Genomic DNA, 21,809 nt, shown 5'->3' on the forward strand with positions numbered 1-21,809 from the left:
CTCGTCGTCGGATCGGTGCCCTCTCGGTTGCCGCGGCGCTCGCGTCGAGCATGGTGACGGCGCTGCTGGCCGTACCCGCTTCCGCTGCACCGGCTATCACTCAGGAGATCGGTGACGTCGTCTCGACTCGCGATCTGGACCGAGACCTCTGGATTCCCGGCGCTGCCTCGGCCGAGGTGCTGACCTACGTCACCACCGACACCTTCGGTGAGAAGGCTCTGAGCACCGGCACCGTCTTCCTACCGCCGGGAACTGCGCCGGAGGGTGGTTGGCCGGTGATCTCGTGGGCTCACGGCACATCCGGGCTCGGCGACGCATGCGCGCCGTCGCTGATCGGTCCGTCCTACGCCGAGCGAGATCTGCCGTACCTGGCGAACTGGCTCGCGCAGGGCTATGCCATCGTCGCCAGCGACTATGCCGGCCTCGGAACGCCCGGATTACCGGCGTATCTCGACGGTCGAACCACGGCCCACAACGTGGTGGACATGGTCAAGGCGGGCCGCAACCACAGCGAGGACCTCTCGCGATCCTGGGTGGCCGTCGGCCAATCCCAGGGCGGTGGCGCAGCGATCTACACCGCCCGTTACGCAACCGAATTCGGCGGCCCCGATCTCGACTACCGCGGGGCGGTGGGTACCGGAACTCCCGCGTACATCGAGAAGTTGGTCTCGATCGGTGGACCGGGCGTTCCGCCGGTGGAACTACCGTCGGGCCTGACCGCCTATGTCGCGTACATCGGTGCGTCGCTGCGTTACGCGCATCCCGAGCTCGGGCTGGACGACATCCTGACCCCGCTCGGGAAGAAGTACGCAGACCTGGCCGAGACGAGCTGCGTATCGGACTTCGAGGCACAACTCGACGGTGTGACGATCGGCGACTTCTTCACCGCGCCACTGACCGGCCTGCCGAATTTCACCGCCGTTCTCGACGACTACATGGCGATGCCCGAAACAGGTTTCGACAAGCCCTTCTTCATGGGCAACGGCGTGCAGGACATCGACGTTCCGTTCCCAACCACCGCCGCCTACGTCGCCCGTCTGACGGCCAACGGTCAGCCGGTGACGTTCAGGGCCTACAACACCGACCACAGTGGGGCCTTCGTCCAGTCGCAGGCCGATTCGATTCCGTTCGTCGCGAACCTGTTTCGCTAGTTCACCGGTCGTTTGCTGGGCAGTCCGTAGGCGCGGGCCGTGAACAGTTCGAGTACCGTGCGCGGCAGCAATCGCTGGGCGAAGAACACCGCAGGGGCATTGCTGCCGACCGCGTAGATGGGCAGCGTCTTCTTGTCCTCGACGGCTCTGAGAACCGTGAGGGCCACGGTCTCGGCCGTGATGCCTTCGGCCTCTTTGGCGTCGAGCTGCGAGATCACCGTGGTGAAGTCGCGGAGGTACGGTGAATGCGGGCCGCAGTACTTGGTCCGACGGGCCGAGAGCCCGGTGGCGATGGAGCCGGGTTCGACTGTGGTGATGTCGATTCCGTAGGGCTTGAGCTCGTAGCGCGCGGCGGTGGAAAACCCCTTGATCGCAGCCTTGGTGGCGGCATACGACGAACGGTAGGCCAGCGGAAAGCTCGCGAGCATCGACCCGATGTTGACGATCTTTCCGCTGCCACGATCTCGCATGCCCGGCAGCACGGCCTGGGTCAACTCGATCGCTCCGAAGACGTTGAGCTGGAAGAGCCGGGTGATCGCCTCGATGGGCAGCTCTTCGAGTGGGCCGCACTGGCTTTCGCCTGCGTTGTTGATCAGCACATCGACCGAGGTCTCGGCGATGCCGTCCACGAACCCGCGGATCGATGATGGGTCCGTCAGGTCCAGGTCGCGGTATTCGACACCGGGTATCGGGTCGGCCACCGACGAGCTGTCGCGGCTCGTTCCGATGACGTGATAGCCGCGAGCGATCAGAACCTCGGCGACGGCCTCGCCGATTCCCGACGTCGCTCCGGTGACTATTGCAGTGTTCATCTACGCCTCTTGTTCACGGTGCGGGTAGGTGCCGGCTTCGTCACTACGGGTGCCGGGCATTCTGTCCTGCGAAAAGCTGTGGTCGGTACTTTGGTGTGCAGGGAGGGCACCGAGGTGCCCGACGCCATGACCGTGCGGTCCGGTCGCACGATGGCGGCAACAGCGTGTCCGCGGCGCAGCCAGACCCCCAGCTCCGACGACGCCGCCACCTCGACGACGACGGCTCCGCGGCGTTCGATCTCTCGACGGTGCCCGATGGCCAGGGGTGTCGACGAGACGAACAGGAACCGGCCCGGCGCGAGGTCGTCCAGACGAGCCCCGCTGTCCAACGGACTGTTGGGGCACAGCTTTCCGGCCAGTGTGCGAACCGGGACGGGCGAACGCAGCACGTACTGCGATCGAGCGAGTGACGGGGTGGTGCTGGCGGTGACCTTCTCGCCGACGAACGGTAGGTAGCCGAGGGCGGGTGCGATGTTCGTGCGCATGATGCCGGTGAGCCGGCTGCCGCCGGTCATGGCCCATCCGATCGCGACCGCCAATTCGATCATCTGCTTGGCGTGCGTCTTTCGTTCTGTCTCGTAGCTCTCGAGCGAGGTCTCCTTCAGATGCCCGTCGAGCACGCCGACGATCTTCCAGATCAGATTGCGCGCATCTCGGAGCCCTGCGCCCATGCCCTGCCCGATGAAGGGCGGCGTCAGATGCGCGGAATCGCCGAGCAGGAAGACCCGGCGATCACGCCACCGGTCCACCACCTGTGCACGAAAGGTGTACTCCGCGCTGCGAATCAGCTTCATGTCCGGGATCTCGCCGGAAACGAACCACGGTGCGATGAAAGGGTGGATGGCCGAGAGATCGGTGAACTCGTCGAGGGTCTCGCCGTCGAGCATCCGGAACTCCCAGCGGTAGCGGGTGGGGCCGATGCGCATGTACGTCGCCGATCGCTCGGAATCGCACACCTGGTGCACGCCATCCCACTGCCCGAGATCGACGTCGGTCTCGATATCCACGACCAACCATCGCTGCTCGAAACCGAGATCCTCCATTTTCGAACCGATGGACCTGCGCACCACACTGTTGGCCCCGTCGCAACCGAGGACGTAGTCGGCGGTCACCCAATGTGGCGTCCCGTCCTCGGTCGAGTCGTACCGGACCCGGACCGAATCCGTCAGGTTCTGCACATCGGTGATCTCGCATCCGCCACGCATCTGCACGGAGTCGTAACGCGCGATGTGAGAACGCATCAGACGCTCGAGTTCGGGTTGATCGAACATGTTGGCCTGCGGGTAGCCGTGCGGTCGATCGTCGGGATCGCGCTCGAACTCGGCCAGGGTTCGAATGTCCCTGGTGCACAACCTCAGTCCGCGACCGGGACGGGAGATGGCCGCGAAGTCCTCGGCCAGGCCCAGATCACCGAGAATGCGGTACACCTCGTCGTCGAGGTGGACTGCCCGCGGCTGCGGGTAGACGTCCTCCCACCTGTCCAGCACGAGGCACGGCACGCCGTACCGGCCCAGCAGCAACGCAGCGGTCATGCCCGTCGGACCGGCTCCGACGATCACCACTGGAAAGTGAGTGCCGTCGGACTCGGTACCGGTCATCGGTAGGAGACCCGGGTGCGCTGGACCCCCAGATCGAGGGCTCCGTCGGGAGTCGAGCAGGTCAGTTCGAGGACGTCACCGTCTTTCAGGAACGCGGGATTCTTGGCCTGCTTCTTGAAGAAGACCTTCCACTTGACCGACGGCGGAACCAGCGATCCGATCATCTCGATCGGCTTGGCGGGGGCCTTCAATGCGGTGCCGCCGGGAGTACCGGTGAGCAGCAGGTCGCCTGCGTCGATCCGCTGGAACTTGCTCAGGGCCTTGAGTGACTCGACCGGGCGGTAGATCATGTCGGCGACCGTACTGTCCTGTCGCACAGAGCCGTTGACCCGCAGGGTCAGGGCGAGTTCGCCGAACCGGTCGAACTCACCGGCCTCCAGAAGGACCAGGCGCGGCCCGACCGGAGTGAAGGTGGGATACGACTTGCCCTCGTAGAACTGAGTCTTCGGCAACTGGACGTCGCGGGCAGAGACGTCGTTGGTGAGCACGAGGCCGGCGACGTACTCGGCCACGTTGGAGGCGTCGACCTTGGTTCCGACGGTGAGCGTCTTGCCGAACACGAGTCCGATCTCGATCTCGTAGTCGAGCAGCTTCACGTGCGTCGGCTTGATGACGTCGTCGGTGGGTCCGCTGATGGAACCGGAGGTCTTGCGAAAGAACGTCAGCGGAACCGTCTCGGGGTTCATTCCCGAGTCCTTGACGTGAGAGACGTAGTTGGTCATGTTCGCCATGACGCGGCAGGGAGCCGTCACCGGCGAGATCAACGACAGTGTCTCCACTGCAACGACATCGGTTGCGCTGCGCGCGGATTCGATGGCAGGCCGATCGGCGAGGAGCTCGGCGGTGCTCACCGCCGCGGTGTCGATGCGTGACGCGCCCGCGGGGGTTTCGACCCACCAGGCGTCGGCGGTGCGGAGTACAGCGATGCTCATGAGGATGCCACTTTCATCAGGCCGCGAAGGCGATCGGTGTCGAACTCGTTGTCGTTGCGCAGTGAGGAGAAGATCGATTTCAGTTCGTGCAATGACGCTATGCTGGGGGCGATTCCGAGGAAGTCCTTCGACGCGGGCGGCCCCCACTGGGCCAGCCCGGACGCGGTCATCGGAGCCCAGCCGGGTTCGAGGGAGTTGTCGAACATGTCGCCGTCGCTGAAATGTTCCACCAGGAAACCGTCGGGATCACGCCAGTAGTCGAAGATCTGGCTGCCCTGGATGTGCCTGCCGATACCCCACGAATGCCGGTACCCGCGTTGGGTGAGGTACTCCCCGCCCGCGGCTATCGCATCGAGATCCGACACCTGGTAGGCGGAGTGCACGTACCGGTTGGACGGACCGAGAGTCATTGCGAGAGTGTGATGATCGGACGGAGTGTTGCCGCGATCGCAGCGGATGAAACTCATCACGGGACCGCGATCACGCTGACCGTCGTAGTAGAGGAAGTCGCTGACGATCAGGCCGAGGTGATGCAGGTACCAGTCCAGGTTCTCGAGGTAGCCGGTGCGTTGCAGCACCACGTGTCCCAGGCGCTGGACTCGGGCGGGCTGACGCGGTGGCCGTTGCGTCGCGTTGAGCCGGTAGCGGGGTTCACCGAAGTTGTAGGTGTGCGCTTCCTGGCCGGGAAGTTCGGGATGGTCGGTGTACCCGGACACCACCTGGACGGGTTGCCCGCCCGGGTCGGTGAGAGTGACCGCGGCACCGCCGAGTGTGTCGGGTAGGCGCTGGACCCGCTGCCCGGTGGCCTCGGCCAATGTCACGAGGTCGGCATCGTCTGCGGCGGCGAAGGCTGCGCCCACGAAGCGTGTTCGCTTACCGCGGCGGATGATCACGCACGGCGCGCCGACCTGAGTGCCGCGCAGATGGATCTCCTCCGGAGTGCGAAGCGAGACGGTGAAACCGAAGGCGACGGCGAATGCCTCGGCCTTGATCAGATCCGGCTTGCGAAACTCCAGCCAGGCGATGTCTCGAACCTTGATGATCGGATCTTTCGCGCGACCGGGGTGCTCGCCGGGGAGTGCGCCTTGGTCCACGTGCATGTCCTTGTGGCCGTCGACGTCGTGTCCCATGAAGCCCTCCCTCGTTGGTGACAATATCGTCACCTATGAGTGCGTCGTCAGTCAATAGTATTGACAAATTCGTCAGCGGTGAGGAAGGGTCAGGGCGTCGACCAGCGCAGACAGAAGTAGGGAACATGACAGAGACCCCGAATCGGCTAGAGCGGCGTAAAGCGCGCACGCGCGGCGCGCTGATCGCGGCTGCGCAAGGATTCATCGCTCGCGGCGAACTGAATGCTCCGATCGCGGAGATCACCCAGGCTGCCGACGTCGGGATGGGGTCCTTCTACAACCACTTCGTCAGCCGCGAGCAGCTGTTCCAGGCCGCAGTCGACGGTGCCCTGGAACTGCTGGGCACCTATCTCGATTCGCTGACCGACAGCTCGGCCGACCCGGCAGAAGCCTTCACCCGGTCCTTCCGAATCGCAGGCCGGCTGTTCCGGCTGCAGCCGGAACTGAGCCGCGTGCTCATCCATTCCGGTCCGGAACTGATCACCTCACAACACGGACTCGGTCCGCGCGCCGCGCGAGACATCGAGGCCGGAGTCGTTGCCGGCTACTTCCGCGTCCCGGACATCCAGCTGTCGCTGGCGTTGGTCGCGGGCGCACTGCTGGGCATGGGTCAGCTACTGCTCGAGCAGCCCGAGCGCAGCGACGTCGAGTCCGTCGACCGGATGGCCTACGGCGTTCTGCTCGCCCTCGGAGTATCCGACACCGATGCACAGGACCTGTGCGCGCGATCGCTACCGCCCATGAGTGACGTACCGAGCGTGGACGGCGACAACGACTAGCAGTCAGCGCAGGCAGGCGAGACTCAGCGGGCGTGTGTCCTCTCCAGATCCCGGATGATCTCGGCGATCGCGCGGTCCTTCACGAGTCTGCGTTCCAGAATCGGGTTGAGAACTCCGCGGAACCAGAAGTACGGCGTCCAGGTGGACGGCGCGATGAGGCGGGCCCGACGCGTGCGGACCGAGTGCACGAGCAACTCCGCGGCGCGCTGCGAGGGCAGACGCCGGTTCAGCGGCCACGGCAGGAATCCGCCGATCCGCCGGCCCATCGGATCGCTGTCGAGGGTGTTGCGGGCCAGATCGGTATCCACCACACCGAAGTACGCGAGACCCGCCGTTGCGCCCACGGCGGCGAGTTCGATTCTCAGCGCGCGGCCGAGCTGTTCGACCGCCGCCTTGCTCACCATGTAGGCAGACCCGCCCATGCCGGGAGTGAATGCCGCGCACGACGACACCAGCAGAATGTGGCCACCGCTCGCGACGATCTCGTCGGCCGCAGCCCGCACGATGTTGAGCACACCGCCGAAGTTCACGGCCATCACCGAGTCGAAGACCGCGCGGTCGACGGTCCTGATGGTGGCGGGCGGTGGTGTGATGCCGGCGTTGGCGATCACGATGTCGAGACCGCCCAACGTGCTCACCGTCGCGGCGACGCAGTCTGCCATCGCGTCGGGATCGGTGACGTCGCCGGTGAGCAGCAGGATCCGTTCGGAACTCGCGGCGTCCGGCGGAAAATCTCGATCCACCACTGCCACCGAGGCTCCGGCGGATACCAATTCCGCTACCGTTGCGGCTCCGATTCCACGCGCTCCACCGGTCACCAACGCCACTTTTCCGGCCAGTTCCATACGGTTCTTCATGCGAGGTCCTCGGACGTCACGAGTTCGGTATCGGGACGCACATCTGCACTGCGCCAGTGGTAGTGGCCGAGTTCGATCGTGGCCATCCGCTGAGTGAAGTCACGCACCGAACCGGGCCAGTACGTCACGTTTCGGCCCGACGGGCTCAGGTAGTAGCTTTTGCACCCGCCCGAGTTCCACACCGAACCCGCGAGCTTGCGGTCGGTGTGTTCGGCGAACGTCGACTGCGCACGCATGCTCACCTCGAGCGCGGTGATCGCGTTGGAGTCCATGGCGCGCAACGCCGCGAGAATGTAGTTCACCTGCGCCTCGATGGTGACCACCTGTGAGGTGTACACCACCGAGTTGGGGCCGAGCAGCATGAAGAAGTTCGGGAAGCCGTGCACCGTGGTACCCCGGTACGACGACATCTCGCCGTCGGGCCACCTGTCTGCCAACGACTTTCCGTCGCGGCCGACGATGCGCCTGAAGCCGGTGTGGCCCGAGACGGTGAATCCCGTCCCGAGGACGATCGCGTCCACCTCGTGCACGGTCCCGTCGGTGGTGACGATGCCCTCGGGCACGATCCGAGCGATGCCGGTGGTCTCCACGGTGACGTTCTCTCGGCACAGTGCGGGATAGAACTTGTTCGAGAAGGTAGGTCGCTTGCAACCGAATTCGTAACCGGGCGTGAGTTTCTCGCGAAGAACAGGATCCTTCACCTGGCGACGCAGGTGGGCACGTCCCATGGCCGTGAGCGGTGCCAGCAACGAGCGATGGCCGATGAGTCCGGGGACCAACGCTTCCTGGAACAGATCGAACACGCGGCGCATGGCGCGCTGGGCCAGGGGGTACTTCCTGAGCACGGATCTGCCGGATTCGGAGATCGGCCGGTCGGGGTGCGGAAGAATCCATGTCGGTGTCCGCTGGAACAGCGTCAGGTGTGCGGCCTCGGGGGCCAGACGCGGAACGAACTGCACCGCAGATGCTCCGGTGCCGATGACGGCGATGCGTCGCCCCTCGGCGGAGTGCTCGTGGTTCCACTTCGCCGAGTGGAACACACTGCCCGAGAACGATTCCAGGCCGTCGATCTCGGGCGTGGCCGGCTCGCTGAACGGACCGAGAGCTCCGATGAGGATGCGCGCCGACCACGTTCCTGCACTCGTCCGCACCACCCATCGGGCCTGCTCGTCGTTCCAGGTTGCGTCCAGTACCTCGTGACCGAAGCGGATACGATCCCGGATTCCGAACTTGTCGGTGCAGTCGTTGAGGTACGCCTCGATCTCGGGCTGCAGCGGGTACAACCGCGTCCAGTCCGGGTTGGGTGCGAACGAGAACGAGTACAGCGCGGACGGGATGTCGCACTGCGCACCGGGATAGGTGTTCACGTGCCACGTTCCACCGACGGCGGTGTCGCGCTCGAAGATCAGAAAGTCGCCGCGTCCTTCCTGCTCGAGTCGGATTGCGGCACCGAGACCGCCGAAACCCGCGCCGATGATAGCGACGTCGATCTGCGGCATAACCGTGCCGGATTGTGTTGCAGTCATGAGAGTTCGAGCTCCTTCTACAGATCGAGGACGACGACTTCGCCGTCGACGGCACCACGCGAGACGCACAGGGTGAGCGACTTCTCGCGTTCGGAGGCATCGAGAACGCGGTCGCGGTGATCGACGCGTCCGCCGACGAGACCGACCACGCACGCTCCGCAGAAGCCCTGGCGGCAGGAATAGGGCTGGTCCGGCCTCGACCGACGGAGGGCGTCGAGAGCGGTCTCCTGGGCACCGACCTCGACGGTCTCGCCGGAACGAGCGAGCCGCAAGACGAACGGCGTGCCGTCGACCACCGGTGCGGGCGCGAACAATTCGGTGTGGAACTCACGAACGGCGGTACTCGAGAGGGCCTCGGCGCGAAGCCTGCTCGACAGTGCCGCGGGCCCACAGACGTACATCGCGGAGTTGCCCATCCCGAGATCGACGATGTCCGCCGGTATCGGAAATCCGTCGACATCGTCGGTCTTGACGATCACCTGGCCACGCGAGGTCAGTGCCAACTGCTGCAGCACGGCGACGAACGGCAGACTTGCCCGAGACCGACCGTGGTAGTACAGCGTCCACCGCGCCCCGTCCTGAACGGCGCGTTCGATCATCGCCCGGATGGGTGTGATGCCGATTCCGGCTGCCACGAAGAGGTAGTGCTCGGCCTCGGCCATCGGAAAGGCGTTGCGGGGTCCGCGAACTCGTAGGACATCGCCGCGGGTGAGGGTGTGAATCTCGGTGGACGCCGTGCCGCCGGGGATCTTGCGGACGCTGATGCGGTAGCGATCACCTGCGCCGGGGCGACCGGCGAGCGAGTACTGCCGCACCGAACCGGACGGGGTGGTGACGTCGATGTGCGCACCGGGCAACCACGTCGGAAGCTGCGCACCGTCTCTGCGAGACAACAACAGTGAGAGAACGTCCTCGGCCTCGTCGATCGTGTCGTCGACGACGGTCTCGAATTCGTATCCGACGCTTCGGCGGGGCCGCGCGGGGGACAGGGCCGTCACGATCGACGAATCGGTGACGAGTTTGGCGTAGATGCGGGACGCGGCACCGACGGCCCGCAGTCCGAGTCCGGGCGCGGTCACGGTGACCTCGCCCAGATGACTGTGGGTGGGAGTGGTCACCACGGTTGTGTCTGTCATTGCTGGGCCGCCAGGGCTGCGGGGGAGATGGCGAGGTACTGCACTGCTTTGTCGATGTCGCCCATCTTCGAGGGGTGGAAGCCCGGACGGATGTAGAGGGCGAGCTGTACGAACAGGAACGACAGACCGGGAATGAGATTCTTGCGTGACGCGCGTGCGAAGGCGAGGGGCCAGGGGGTGCGCATTCGGCGTCGTCCGGTGCGCGGCGTGGCAACCGAGTTCTTGTACAGGTACGCGGCGGTGCTGAACCACAGCACGGCCAATCCGGCACTGGCGACGACTGCTGTTCGGGCACGGCGGAATCCGCCACCGTCGACGTATTGGAACGCGTCGAATGCCACGTTGCGGTGCTCGAGCTCTTCCGCGCCGTGCCAGCGCAGCAGATCCAGCATCGTGGGGTCGACGCCGATGCGGTCGAATTCCGTGTTGTCGAGCAGCCACTCGCCTACCACGGCGGTGAAATGCTCTGCTGCAGCATAAATTCCGAGGCGTTCGTCCAGCCAGGCTTTGCCGGCGCGGCCGGTGAGGCCGTGGTCGCCGAACACCACACCCACGGCGAAGCGAATGCGTTGCAGGATCGGTTCGATGTCCACTCCGTGTGCGACGAGGTAGTTGCGGAAGCTCTCGTGGGAGGACGCGTGCGTTGCTTCCTGGCCCACGAATCCCACGACCTCCTCGTGCAGTCGACGGTCGTCGATGAACGGCAGCGCCTGGGCGAACACGTCCGCCATCGCTCGTTCTCCCTCGGGCAGGACCAGGTGCATCACGTTCCAGAAGTGGGTGGCGTACCACTCGTGGGGGATGTACTGGAGTGGAACGCCGGACCAGTCGAATGTCACCGCACGCGCCACTATCGCGTAGGACTCGTCCGTGTACTGCTCGTTCGAGTCGACCGCCTTGTTCCGAGACATTCGCAACTCCGTTTCTCCGAGATGGTGATGCTGCTGACACGGATGCTACATAGCAACAACTTGTGTTGCAATGTTGCATGACACTGGCCGGACGACCGATAGGATCGAACGATGCATCCAGATGGTGACGACGGGCCGATTCTCGATGCCGCCTTGGAGCTGTTCGGTGAGGTCGGAATCCCTCGAACCACCATCGGTGACGTCGCCAAGCGCGCCAGAATCAATCGAGTGACCGTCTATCGTCGGATCGGGTCCAAGGACGACCTGGTGCGGGCCGTCATGGCGCGGGAGTCGTCGCGACTGTTCGTGGCGGTGGCGGCAGCTGCCTCGCAGCAGGCGTCACGAGCCGATCGGGCCGCGCACGGATTCGCGACGACCATCGACTCGGTGCGGACGAACCCCGTGCTGCTGAAGATGTTCGATTCCGAGAGTTCGTTGGTGCTCGAGCAATTGACCACGAATGCATCGGCCTTGCTCGCGCCCGCGATCAACGCCGCCGCGCACATCGCAAGGGGCGAACTGGAATCCGACACGTTTGCCGTACCGGATGCGCCGGAAATTGTTGTGCGCGTAGTTCATTCGATCCTGTTGACGCCGTCGGCCGCCGCTCCGCTCGATACCTACGACGATCTGCTCGCGTTCGCGCACCGCAACATCGTGCCGTTGCTCGTGGGCGATAGCCACCGCGGCTCCTGATTCGACGCGAAGTCACCCAGAGCACCTTCCGGCTCATTCGCGGCCATCCATGTCACGGTGTATCGACGGCGTCGCCCTCGAGAAGATCGCTGTCGTCCACGAATACGAGCACACCCGTAGCGAGTGCGACAGCCCACCGGCGTGGTTGCGCCCAATCTCGCCCGAGATCCGCATCGGACATCAGTGAGTCCGCGAAGTCCTCGACGAGCTTTCCTTCGCTGATACCGGCGTCGCGTCGAATTCGGACTGTGTCACCAACTTTGTGACTGATTTGTGTGTTACTTCGTGTTGCAGTCATGTCGGTATTGAATCAGACAGCACCCGCGTCCGCGTGCACGGAGCACGGCCCGAAACGGTGTGTGACGCATTCGTGCCCGCCCAGCGGACCGAGGTGCAGGCCGCGCAAGCGGGTCGACGCCGCCGAGCATCGAGTCGGCTGTCGACCGCCGACACCTGCGGGGCACCGGTCCGCTCCCGCGCGCACCCTCGAGGCGGACGCATCGAACAGGATCGAGCACCTCGGGCGCAGCTCGAGAGCAAGGAAGGTTGCCTGATCGCTGCGATCGATGCATGCCCCGGCCCGAGCCGAGAGCCGTGGGAACTCACCGTGCCGGCGCGGGTGCACTGCGTCGGCAGGTCGCGATGGCGTCGAGTGTCTCGACCACGATGAGCGCGGGGATGGCAAGGGCGAGCACGGTCACGGACACGATGAAGCCGGGTACGAGCACGGTGTACATGGGTTTGTCTCTTTCCGAAGTACCGATGAACGCGGCGGGCACGCACCGAATCCGACTGTTCGACCGGCGAGGCGTCGACGACGGGGTGCAGCGCCGGGTTCTGTTGGGCGGCAGTGTCTGCGCGGTCCGGCGTTCACCAGCCGGAGATCACCCACAGCAGGTTCTGATACTGAGCGGGGTCGGTGAGGTAGAGGGCGACCTGACCGTTTCGGGCGGCGGCTTCGTCGAAGAGTTGATCTCCGGTGACCGGTGTCCATCCGCCGGTGTACCAGATCGAATCGTCGGGGAGGGTGACCGTCCAGGAATCGCCGAGCGCGAGGTTGATCAACACACCGGCATTGGTCTCGGCGGCGAGTCGGGTTTCGGCGCGGTCGAGCACGATTCCTGCAAAACCCGCGTCGGTGTCGACGATCGGTGTCGCCGCCCCGGCGGTGCCGGCCCCGAGCGCACCGACTCCTGCGATCGTGGCTGCTGCGATCACGGCACCGGCTGCAACCGGCCGGAAGCGCCGGAAGGCGACGGAGCTTGCGGTGACGCGGTGGGTATCGGTCATGGGATTCTCCTGACTGAGTACGTGAATGGGAGGTTGGAGGCCGGTGAGGTGAAACCGGGACATCGATAGCGCTGATGTCCCCTCCGGCTCCAAGTAGTTAGCTGAATAGTAACTGATGCTGGTGTGACCGGACGTTACATCACCATTCGCGCGTTCGCGTCGACGCCGTGGATGCCCGCCCGCATCGCGGCGTAGGACGGGAGGCTGTTCGACCGTCATCGACGCGGGCCGATCGGCCGGCTCACCTGCGCAAACGTCGTGGAACACGGATGTGATGGAGGTCATGGTCACGGAATGGGCACGGGGCCACTCTCCATGCCGGGACCGTCGTGCCGTCGGGTGTTCCGTGCTGGATTCAGGTACCGGGATCATGTCGAAGCTGTTGATAGCTCGGGCATAGCTGGTTTATGTCTTGGGTAGACGAGCGTGTCGCGATTTTGGTGTTCGACATTCATCCGTAGCAACGCGGACTGGAATCAGGGTGCCCGATCGTACGAGTCGAGAACCCGAAACAGTGCGTCACGCAACGCCGTTCGATTGCCACCCGGTGTCGGTCTGGCGATCTCGTGCAGGGTGTAGCCGTCGATCAGGGCCAGGAAATGCCGAGCCGGTAGATGTGGTTCCGCGATACCGAATGCCCCCAGAGCCGCCTCGGCTGCCTCCTCGATCATCCGCATGATTCGGTGCACCGAATCCGCCAGCTCGGGTCGTCTACGCACGGCGAGGTATGCCTCGAACTGGACGAGGGAGTCGTCGTCCTCGGGAGAGGACAGCAGCGAGACGAGGTCCATGATCGCGTCGGCGAGATCGTCGCGAGTGAGCCCGCCGGTGTGCGCGACGTCGAGTAGAGCCGTCACTTTCGCTGTCACGTTCTCGGCGATTCGAGTGATCGCGGCATCGATGAGTTCGCCGACCGAGCCGAAGAAATAGCTGGTGGTCGACGGCGGAAAGCCGGCGGCGTCGGCCACGGACCGAAACGAGACACGTTCGAGTCCACGCGTTCCGATCACGCCGATGGCAGCGTCGACCAGCGCGTCGCGGCGCTCCTGGCCACGTGCGTATCGAGTCTTTCGGCGCTCTTCGGTCATCGATACAACGTAGCCGGGGCGCGGTCGTATACCCCCATCGCAGTGCTCTTCAGCAGGCGCTTTCGGTCAATCCTGGCCTAGTGGCCAATATTGAGCTACTGTCGCCGCTACATCGAACAGCCCCGAAAAGGAGCACCCATGACCGACATTCCGGAAGCATCGCGTGTGGACGTAGTGGTCGTCGGCGCAGGACTCGCGGGTCTGACCGCCGCCAGGGAACTGGCGGCGGCAGGGTTGACCGTCCAGGTCCTCGAGGCCAGAGACCGGGTGGGCGGGCGGACGGTCAATCACGCACTCGGTGAGAACGCGGTGGTCGAGACCGGCGGACAGTTCGTCGGTCCGACACAGGACCACATCCTCCGCCTGGCCGCGTCGGTGGGCGTCGGGACGTTCCCCGCGTACGACATCGGATCGAGCATCTACGTCAAGAACGGACGCGCCCGACGCTTCGACGGCGGTGTGCCGCCGGACCTGGCAGCACTTCCTGACGTCGGGATGCTGGTGGCGCGAATCGATCGGGCCGCCGGGCAGATCCCCGTGGGCAGACCGTGGTCGGCACCGCGTGCGACCGAATGGGACACGCAGACCCTCGCCACCTGGGCTCGGAGGCACTCGGCCACCGACGGCGGCGTGGAACTGCTCGACATTCTGCTCGGTTCGGTGTTCGGTGGCACATCCGCCGACGTGTCGGCGCTTTTCGGCCTGGCGTACATCGCCGGGGCGGGCAACGAGTACACCCCCGGCACCGTCGACCGGTTGATGAGTGTCGCCGGTGGAGCGCAGCAGTGGCGATTCCTCGGTGGCTCACAGGCGATCTGCATCGAAATGGCCTCGCGACTCGGTGATTCGGTCCGCCTCGAGACCCCCGTGCGCCGCGTGGAGCAGTATCCGGATCGCGTGGTGGTGCACAGCGATACCGAATCGTGGGTGGCCCGATCGGTGGTCGTTGCGATCCCGCCCGTCCTGGCCGCCCGAATCGACTGGAGCCCTGCGCTGCCCGCGCCTCAGGAAGCACTGTTCCAGCGGATGAACTTCGGCGGATTGGCCAAGTGTGAGGCCGTGTATCCCGAACCGTTCTGGCGTACGAGCGGGCTCTCCGGCCAGGCGCTCTTTCGCGACAGCGACGTACCGGTGTCCTCGATGTTCGACAACTCACCTCCTGACGGAAGCCACGGAGTGCTGATGGGATTCGTCGGCACCTGGGGCGCGCGCCATCGAGGTGGCCGAAACTGGTCCGAGGGCAACGAATCCGAGCGCCGCGGTGAGGTGCTGCGTGCTTTCGCCTCGGTGGTGGGTCCGCGCGCACTCGAACCGACGGAGTGGATCGAACTGGACTGGACCGACGAACAGTGGACGCGCGGCGGGCCGACCGCGGTGTTGACCCCCGGAGTGTTGACCGGGCTCGGACGGTGGCGCGACGTTCCGTTCGGACGAGTGCGATGGGCCGGTGCCGAGCACTCCGACTATTGGAACGGATACATGGACGGCGCCGTGCGATCGGGTGAAAAGGCAGCAGCAGAAATACTTTCGACCGAAGGAGAACTCTCGTGGAACAACGCTTCGTAGTCTCGGCTCATCGCACACTCTCGGTCAGTCCGGAAGAGGTCTGGGCACTGACCGGTGACACCGGCCGCTACGCGGAATGGGTGTCCGACGTCCGTGCCGTCACCGCTCATCACGGCACCGCACGATCAGGTGGTGTGTACACCGAGGAAGTGGCGGCGCTCGGACGCTTCACCACTCACGCCACGTGGACCGTGCGGCATCTGGAACCGAACCGCCTGCGAATCGATTCGGGCCAGGGATTTGCGCCACTCACAAACGTGGCGAACGTCTTTCGCTTCGCGCCGCTGAGCGGTGGGACCTCCACCGCGATGACCTTCGAGTTCTGGTTCGACGTCTCCCCGCGCTGGCTGGGACGTCTTGTACGGCCCATCGCGACCGCCGGGATGTCCGCACGATTCGACGTCTCGATGTGCAACCTGGAGGCGCTGATCCTCTCCGAGCGAACCGCGACGATCCGATGAGAGAACCGGCGGAAGTCCTCACCCTCGGGGTGCACATACTCGACACTCTGGTGCGGCCGGTGACCGAGATTCCCGACGGTCAGGCGGCGGTCCTGGCGGAGCAGATCGCGATGTCGGCCGCGGGCACAGCCGCGGGAACGGCGCTGGTGCTGTCCCGACTGGGGGCCGCGGTCCACACCGCGGGAGTCGTCGGCGGTGATTCGGCAGGTGCGTTTCTACTGCAGCTCCTCGCCGACGACGGAGTGGACGTCTCCCTCGTTCATCGCCTGGACGGGGTGCAGACCTCGGCGTCGGTGTTGCCGATCAGGCCGGACGGATCTCGGCCTGCTCTGCACGTGATCGGAGCCAACGGTCATCTGGCTCAGCATGTTCCGTGGAACATGTTTCACAACGTCGACTTCCTGCATCTCGGCGGGCCCGAGTTCTTCGGACCGGACACCGCATGCGACATCGCACGCCGTGCGCACGAGGACGGCGTCGTCGTCACGGTGGACAGCCTGGCACCGTCCGTTCCGGAAGGACTCGGTGCGTTCGCCGCCGCGCTGCCCCACGTCGACTACCTGCTGCCCAACGACGAGCAGGTCCTCGGCTGGACCGGTTGCGGCACTGTCGAAGACGGGTGTCGTCGGCTGCTCGAGCTCGGAGCGTCCTGCGTGGTGGCCACCGCGGGGGCGTCGCCCACTCTCGTCGTCACTACCGACGGAGCCGTCGAGGTCCCCGCGTATTCCGTGGACGTGGTGGACACCAGCGGATGCGGAGATGCTTTCTCGGCCGGGTTCGTTCGTGGCCTGTCCCTGAGTATGAGCGTCGTCGAGTCGGCCGAACTGGGCAATGCGACCGCCGCGCAGGTGGCGCAGGGCCTCGGAACCGACTTCGGCACGTACGACCTCGATTTCGTTCGGAAGTTCGCGCGTACCTGCAGGACCATCTGATGCCGACCGACGTGGACGAGCTACGGCAGTCCGTCGCCCAGACCGCCCGGCACCTGGGCCGACGGGGCCTGGTTCTCGGTACGGCAGGCAATGTCAGCGCACGCGCGGGTGATGTGGTGGCGGTGACGGCGACCGGGCTGGTGTTGGCGGACGCCACGATCGAGGATGTCACGGTCGTCGGTCTGGACGCAGTCGTGCGCGCCGGTGCGTACGAACCGACCTCGGAACTGGGCCTGCACCTCGGCATCTACGCGTCGTCCGAGGTTCGGGCGGTGGTGCATGCACATTCTTCTGCGGCCGTTGCGCTTTCGCTCGTCGTGGACGAACTGCCGCCCGTGCACTACGCGCAGCTGGCCCTCGGCGGCAGGGTCCCGGTGGTGCCGTTCGCGCCGTTCGGTACGGCCGAGCTCGCCGACGCGGTGGTGACGGCCATGCGCTCGAGGTCGGCGGTGATCATGGCCCACCACGGCTCGGTCGCCACCGGTCACGATCTCGGGGCCGCGCTGTCGAACATCGAGCTGCTCGAATGGCTCTGCGGGGTCTATCTTTCCGCTGCGTCGGTGGCGAACCCACGCACCCTCGACAACGCGCAGCTGGCGGCGACCCTCGACGAGGTGGTGCGCCGTGCATACGGAACAGCAGCACCCGTGCGAAGAGACTGACCGATGACCACCCGGGTGCGTCCGCTCTGGATTGCCGTGTTTTCGGTGGCGTGGCTGGGCTATTGGATGGCCGATCTGGTTCCACTGCAGCTGCTTCTACCCGAGCGATTGCAGGAGATCGATCCGCAATCGAAGGTGTTCGACTTCGCCGTGATCAACGCGGTCTCCGCCGTGGTGCTGCTGATCGGTCTGCCTGTGTGCGGATCGCTGTGCGATCGCACGCGCAGCAGGTTGGGGCGGCGGCGCGTGTGGTTCGGCGGCGGTGTCCTGTTCTTCGCCGGTGCGTTGGTGGTCACCGGGCTGCAGAACACCGTCCTCGGAATCGGGACGGCGTGGTCGGTGGCGATGCTCGGATTGAGTGCTGCAACAGCAGGGTTGACGGCCGTGGTGGCCGACCGCGTGCCGGACGAGCAGCGTGGCACGGTGTCGAGTGCGATCTATGCGCCGCAGGCACTGGGCGTGGTGGCGGGCCTGGCCCTGGTGTCCACGCTCGCTCTGTCGGTGCTGGGCGGGTACCTCGCCGTGGCGATCGCCTTGGTGATCTGCGCGGTACCGTTTCTACTGTCGTATCGCGAAACCGATTCGTCGACAGCGTTGTTGAGCCTGCGCAGCATCGTGGCCTCGCTGCTCGATTCGTTGCGTCACCGCGATTTCGCGTGGGCCTTCGGCGGTCGAATGCTGGTCAACGTGGCCAACTCGCTCGGCACCTGCTACTTGCTGTTCTTCCTCACCGACGGCCTTCGAGTCGCCGATCCGACGGCATCGCTGCTCGAGGTCACCGTCGTCTATTTGATCGCCTGTGTGGTGTGCACGTTCACCTTCGGTCCGTTGTCGGACCGGATGCGTCGCCGAAAGATCTTCGTGGCGGTCGCGGCATCGATGCAGGCCGTTGCCGGCTTCGTCCTGGCGGTACATCCCACGATGGACGCGACGTTCGTCTCGGCTGCGTTGCTGGGCGGCGGATTCGGCGCGTACATGGCCGTCGATCAGGCACTGGTGACCGGGGTTCTGCCGTCCGCCGACAGTCGGGCGACCGATCTCGGTGTGATGAACATCGGGGCGATCGTTCCACCTGCCATGGCTCCGCTGCTCGCGAGCGTGTTCCTCTCCACCGTCGGTGGGTACCCGGCGCTGTTCGCGGCAGTGGGGGTACTGGCCGCACTCGGGGCAGCGGTGACATGGCAGGTGAAATCGGTGCGCTGATCGCTCAGCGGCGGTGACGCAGCCCCAGCACTCGGTCGATCAGCGGCATGACCCACCGTCGGCGTTGGAGCGTGACCAACTCGAATCCGGGGATGTCGAAGAGTTTCGTGACGCGGCTGTGCGTGCGGCAGAATTCTGCGAACCCCTCGTCTCCGTGTACCCGACCGAAGCCGCTGGCACCGACGCCGCCCATCGGAACCGATCCCATTCCCGCGAACGCGATCACCGAGTTGACGGTGACCTGACCGCACACCAGCTGCGCCGCAATCTCTTTGCCGTGCGAGCGGGAGAACACCGATGCGCCGAGAGCGTACCGATGATCGTTGCTCAGCTCGATCGCCTCGTCGATGCTGTCGACCTCACGGACGGTGACCGTGGGGCCGAACGTTTCCTCGCGGACGGCCGAGCAGTTCTCGGGCGTGTCCACCAACACGGTGGGTCCGACGAATCGCTCGCCGATCGAGGACAGTCCGCCGATCAGTGCTCGGCCACCGGCCGCCTCGGCGTCGGCGATATGGCGTCGGACGATGTCGATCTGACTGGGCATCGTCATCGGTCCGTAGGTGGCCGACGCGTCGCTACCGGGCGCGATGGCACGTGCGTGCTGCACGAGCGCTCCGGTGAATTGTGCTGCGACGCTGCGCTCGACGTACACCCGCTCGACTCCGACGCACGTCTGGCCGCTGTTGGTGAAAGCACCCCAGGCCACTGCCTCGGCTGCTGCGGCGATGTCGGCGTCGGCCGCGATGATCACCGGATCCTTGCCGCCGCATTCCACGACCACCGGTGTGAGCGTCTCGGCGCACGTGGCCATGATCTTCGAGCCGGTTCTCGTCGAGCCCGTGAACGCGATCTTGTCCACACCCGAGCGGCACAGCGCGGCACCGGTCTCGCCGTACCCGGTCACCAGAGACAGAATGCCCAGTGGCAGAGACGGATTGGCCTCGTGGAAGGCGCGCACGTATCGAGCCGCCACCGCGGGGGTGTACTCGCTCGGCTTGAACACCACGCAGTTCCCTGCGGCCAGAGCCGAACCGATCGCACTGTTGGGTGCATAGAGCGGGTAGTTCCACGGACCGATGACGCCCACGACGCCGAGCGCCACCTTCTCCACGTGAGCGGAGTAGTTCGCGAGCAACAACCCGGGGTCGACTCGACGCGACCGCATGAGCCGTGGTGCTTGCTTTTCCGCCCACGCGATGTGTTCGAGGGTCAGTACGATCTCGAGCAGTGCATCGTCGGCGGGCTTGCCGTTCTCGCGGTGAATCAGATCGATGAATTCGGCGCGGTGACTCCAGATTTGGTGTCGCCATGCCCGCAGGTGCCGGGCGCGAGTACGCGGTGGTAGTGCCGCCCAGGTGCGCTGCGCCCTCCGCGCCAGGCCGACCGTTCGCGCGACGGACTCGGCCGAATCGACGGCGAACGAGGCGACCGGGCCGTCGTCGATCGGGGAGATCGAATCGAAGGTGGCTCGTGCCTCGACCTGGCTGGTCACAGGGAAGCTCCGAGCGCGTCCTTCGCAACGTGCGCGTCCCGCAGTTCGCGCTTGAGGATCTTGCCCGCACCGCTCATGGGCAGTGCGGTGACGAACTCGATGGTGCGCGGAGTCTTGTATCCGGCAACGTAGCTGCGGGTGTGATCACGAAGCTCTTCGACACTCGGCGAGGTGCCCTCGGCCAGTACGACACAGGCGTGGACGCGCTCGCCCCATTCGCCGTCGGGAACACCGATCACGGCGCAGGCCAGCACCGAGGGGTGCAGGCTCAGCGCGCTTTCGACCTCGGCGCTGTAGACGTTCTCGCCACCGGTGATGATCATGTCCTTGAGTCGATCGACCACGAACAGGAACCCGTCGGCGTCGAGGTAGCCCACATCGCCGGTGTGCATCCAACCGTCGCGAACGGCCGCGGCGGTCTCGTCCGGCTTGTTCCAGTAGCCCAGCATCACGTGTCCACCGCGAACACAGATCTCGCCGACGGATCCGGTGGCCAACTGCTCGTCGTCGGGGCCGAGAATCTGGATCTCCGAGTGCGGGGCCGCGCGACCGGCCGAGCCGATGCGTTCTCCCACATGGTGTTCCGGCCAGAGCAGCGACGCGACGGGTGCGAGCTCGGTCATGCCGTATGCCTGAGTGAGGCGGGCCTGCGGGAGCCGGGCGAGGGTGCGCTCGAGGACGCCCGCGGAGATCGGGGATCCTCCGTACAGCACGCGGCTCAGCGAGGAGGTGTCGAACTCGCTCAACGTGGGGTGGTCGACGAGAAGCTGAATCATCGTCGGTACCAGCAGCACATCGGTGATGGCGTGCTTCGCGATCGCGCCGAGGACGGCGGTCGGCTCGAAGAACGGAACCATGACGTGGGTGCCGCCGAGCATGACCTGACCCACCCATGCGGCCAGATCGGCGAGGTGGAACATCGGTGCGGCATGGAGCAGGATCGATGCGTCGTCGAGCAGCTGTCCGGTCGCCACCGTTCCCAGGCCCGAGGTGACGAGGTTCGCGTGCGAGAGCATGACACCCTTGGGGAAGCCGGTGGTGCCACCGGTGTAGAACAGGCCGGCAAGGGCGTCGCCACTGCGTCGCGCGTCGGGAATCGGATCGTGGGAAGAGATCAGGTCCTCGTACGAGACCATGCCCTCGGGGGTGGCTCCGTCCCCGCAGTAGACGATGGTCTGCAGGCCGGCGCATGCGGGGCGCAGTGCCGGGACCATGGCGCCGAAGGTGTCGTCGACCATCAGGACCTTGGTGTCGGAGTCGTTGAGGGCGTACGCGACCTCCACGGGCGACCACCGGATGTTCACGGGGTTGAGCACGGCGTCGGCCCACGGCACCGCGAGCAGGTACTCCGAGTACCGGTCGCTGTTGAACGCCAGCATCGCAACTCGATCGCCGGACTCCACGCCGATGGAGTGCAGGCCTGCCGCCAGTCTTGCCACTCTGTCGATCTGTTCGGCGAAGGTACGAACGCGATCGCCGATCACCGTTGCTGCCCGGTTCGGAGTGGTTGCCGCGGAGCGGTGGAGGCCTTGAGTGAGATACATGGCGAGTCCCTTGTACGAGAGGGGGCGAGGGTGCCCGAGG

Annotated in this window: 22 protein-coding genes; 8 read left to right on the forward strand and 14 right to left on the reverse strand. The window is 65.5% G+C overall.

The genetic code is table 11. From position 1 onward, the window contains the following. The first annotated feature begins 50 nt into the window (after positions 1-50). On the forward strand, positions 51-1,151 hold the full coding sequence (locus tag CH271_RS14410) for an alpha/beta hydrolase family protein (protein ID WP_179274838.1): 1,101 nt from the start codon (positions 51-53) through the stop codon (positions 1,149-1,151). Here the strand turns inward: CH271_RS14410 and CH271_RS14415 are convergent. The 4 genes from CH271_RS14415 to CH271_RS14430 are packed head-to-tail and all read right to left on the reverse strand — an operon-like array spanning position 1,148 to position 5,623. Further along, complete coding sequence (locus CH271_RS14415; protein WP_037187326.1) at positions 1,148-1,963, reverse strand: SDR family oxidoreductase; 816 nt, start codon at positions 1,961-1,963, stop codon at positions 1,148-1,150. The genes CH271_RS14410 and CH271_RS14415 overlap by 4 nt on opposite strands. Continuing rightward, positions 1,960-3,561 (reverse strand): bifunctional 3-(3-hydroxy-phenyl)propionate/3-hydroxycinnamic acid hydroxylase MhpA, encoded by a 1,602-nt coding sequence (mhpA, locus tag CH271_RS14420; RefSeq protein ID WP_094634034.1) that lies wholly within the window; start codon positions 3,559-3,561, stop codon positions 1,960-1,962. The genes CH271_RS14415 and mhpA overlap by 4 nt, the downstream gene beginning before the upstream one ends. Next, positions 3,558-4,493 carry a fumarylacetoacetate hydrolase family protein gene (locus CH271_RS14425; protein WP_094634035.1) on the reverse strand — a complete coding sequence of 312 codons (936 nt, stop codon included), beginning with the start codon at positions 4,491-4,493 and terminating at the stop codon, positions 3,558-3,560. Before CH271_RS14425 ends, mhpA begins: the two co-directional genes overlap by 4 nt. Next, complete coding sequence (locus CH271_RS14430) at positions 4,490-5,623, reverse strand: VOC family protein (protein WP_094634036.1); 1,134 nt, start codon at positions 5,621-5,623, stop codon at positions 4,490-4,492. Before CH271_RS14430 ends, CH271_RS14425 begins: the two co-directional genes overlap by 4 nt. A 125-nt stretch (positions 5,624-5,748) precedes the next feature. On the opposite strand from CH271_RS14430, the gene CH271_RS14435 reads away from it, so the two are divergent. Then, the gene (locus CH271_RS14435) at positions 5,749-6,402 is read left to right on the forward strand and encodes a TetR/AcrR family transcriptional regulator (RefSeq protein WP_094634037.1); all 654 of its coding nucleotides are present in this window, start codon (positions 5,749-5,751) and stop codon (positions 6,400-6,402) included. Positions 6,403-6,425: 23 nt separating this feature from the next. Here the strand turns inward: CH271_RS14435 and CH271_RS14440 are convergent, their stop codons facing one another. The 4 genes from CH271_RS14440 to CH271_RS14455 are packed head-to-tail and all read right to left on the reverse strand — an operon-like array spanning position 6,426 to position 10,832. Then, positions 6,426-7,259, reverse strand: a complete 834-nt coding sequence (locus CH271_RS14440) for an SDR family NAD(P)-dependent oxidoreductase (RefSeq protein WP_094634038.1) — start codon at positions 7,257-7,259, stop codon at positions 6,426-6,428. Next, positions 7,256-8,785: a flavin-containing monooxygenase gene (locus tag CH271_RS14445; RefSeq protein WP_037187340.1), complete on the reverse strand. Its 1,530-nt coding sequence runs from the start codon at positions 8,783-8,785 to the stop codon at positions 7,256-7,258. The genes CH271_RS14440 and CH271_RS14445 overlap by 4 nt, the downstream gene beginning before the upstream one ends. Before the next feature lie 17 nt (positions 8,786-8,802). Beyond that, positions 8,803-9,921 carry a PDR/VanB family oxidoreductase gene (locus CH271_RS14450; protein WP_094634039.1) on the reverse strand — a complete coding sequence of 373 codons (1,119 nt, stop codon included), beginning with the start codon at positions 9,919-9,921 and terminating at the stop codon, positions 8,803-8,805. Continuing rightward, on the reverse strand, positions 9,918-10,832 hold the full coding sequence (locus CH271_RS14455) for a metal-dependent hydrolase (protein WP_094634040.1): 915 nt from the start codon (positions 10,830-10,832) through the stop codon (positions 9,918-9,920). The genes CH271_RS14450 and CH271_RS14455 overlap by 4 nt, the downstream gene beginning before the upstream one ends. A gap of 111 nt (positions 10,833-10,943) precedes the next feature. Between CH271_RS14455 and CH271_RS14460 the strand changes: the two genes are divergently transcribed. After that, positions 10,944-11,528 (forward strand): TetR/AcrR family transcriptional regulator, encoded by a 585-nt coding sequence (locus tag CH271_RS14460; protein WP_037187345.1) that lies wholly within the window; start codon positions 10,944-10,946, stop codon positions 11,526-11,528. 52 nt (positions 11,529-11,580) lie between these two features. On the opposite strand, the gene CH271_RS14465 is transcribed toward CH271_RS14460, so the two are convergent. The 4 genes from CH271_RS14465 to CH271_RS14480 form a co-directional block, all read right to left on the reverse strand. Continuing rightward, positions 11,581-11,826, reverse strand: coding sequence for a hypothetical protein (locus tag CH271_RS14465; protein WP_037187347.1), 246 nt, complete (start codon positions 11,824-11,826; stop codon positions 11,581-11,583). Positions 11,827-12,130: 304 nt separating this feature from the next. After that, positions 12,131-12,265 carry a hypothetical protein gene (locus tag CH271_RS29320; RefSeq protein WP_255138846.1) on the reverse strand — a complete coding sequence of 45 codons (135 nt, stop codon included), beginning with the start codon at positions 12,263-12,265 and terminating at the stop codon, positions 12,131-12,133. Positions 12,266-12,398: 133 nt separating this feature from the next. Continuing rightward, positions 12,399-12,818, reverse strand: coding sequence for a hypothetical protein (locus CH271_RS14475; RefSeq protein ID WP_141216999.1), 420 nt, complete (start codon positions 12,816-12,818; stop codon positions 12,399-12,401). Between the two features lie 476 nt (positions 12,819-13,294). Further along, on the reverse strand, positions 13,295-13,906 hold the full coding sequence (locus CH271_RS14480) for a TetR/AcrR family transcriptional regulator (RefSeq protein WP_082323467.1): 612 nt from the start codon (positions 13,904-13,906) through the stop codon (positions 13,295-13,297). A gap of 138 nt (positions 13,907-14,044) precedes the next feature. On the opposite strand from CH271_RS14480, the gene CH271_RS14485 reads away from it, so the two are divergent. From CH271_RS14485 to CH271_RS14505, 5 genes are read left to right on the forward strand one after another with little or no spacing between them, the layout of a single operon-like run. Next, complete coding sequence (locus tag CH271_RS14485; RefSeq protein WP_094634043.1) at positions 14,045-15,472, forward strand: flavin monoamine oxidase family protein; 1,428 nt, start codon at positions 14,045-14,047, stop codon at positions 15,470-15,472. Next, positions 15,454-15,933, forward strand: coding sequence for an SRPBCC family protein (locus CH271_RS14490; protein ID WP_037187354.1), 480 nt, complete (start codon positions 15,454-15,456; stop codon positions 15,931-15,933). The genes CH271_RS14485 and CH271_RS14490 overlap by 19 nt, the downstream gene beginning before the upstream one ends. Next, complete coding sequence (locus CH271_RS14495; protein WP_037187356.1) at positions 15,930-16,865, forward strand: carbohydrate kinase family protein; 936 nt, start codon at positions 15,930-15,932, stop codon at positions 16,863-16,865. The genes CH271_RS14490 and CH271_RS14495 overlap by 4 nt, the downstream gene beginning before the upstream one ends. Further along, positions 16,865-17,527, forward strand: a complete 663-nt coding sequence (locus CH271_RS14500; RefSeq protein ID WP_094634044.1) for a class II aldolase/adducin family protein — start codon at positions 16,865-16,867, stop codon at positions 17,525-17,527. Before CH271_RS14495 ends, CH271_RS14500 begins: the two co-directional genes overlap by 1 nt. Positions 17,528-17,530: 3 nt before the next feature. Then, positions 17,531-18,730 (forward strand): MFS transporter, encoded by a 1,200-nt coding sequence (locus CH271_RS14505; protein WP_094634045.1) that lies wholly within the window; start codon positions 17,531-17,533, stop codon positions 18,728-18,730. 4 nt (positions 18,731-18,734) lie between these two features. On the opposite strand, the gene CH271_RS14510 is transcribed toward CH271_RS14505, so the two are convergent. Beyond that, on the reverse strand, positions 18,735-20,225 hold the full coding sequence (locus tag CH271_RS14510) for an aldehyde dehydrogenase family protein (RefSeq protein ID WP_094634046.1): 1,491 nt from the start codon (positions 20,223-20,225) through the stop codon (positions 18,735-18,737). Continuing rightward, positions 20,222-21,769 carry an acyl-CoA synthetase gene (locus CH271_RS14515; RefSeq protein WP_094634047.1) on the reverse strand — a complete coding sequence of 516 codons (1,548 nt, stop codon included), beginning with the start codon at positions 21,767-21,769 and terminating at the stop codon, positions 20,222-20,224. The genes CH271_RS14510 and CH271_RS14515 overlap by 4 nt, the downstream gene beginning before the upstream one ends. Positions 21,770-21,809 lie beyond the last annotated feature (40 nt).

This window comes from Rhodococcus sp. 05-340-2 (assembly GCF_002258915.1).
Classification (GTDB): domain Bacteria; phylum Actinomycetota; class Actinomycetes; order Mycobacteriales; family Mycobacteriaceae; genus Rhodococcoides.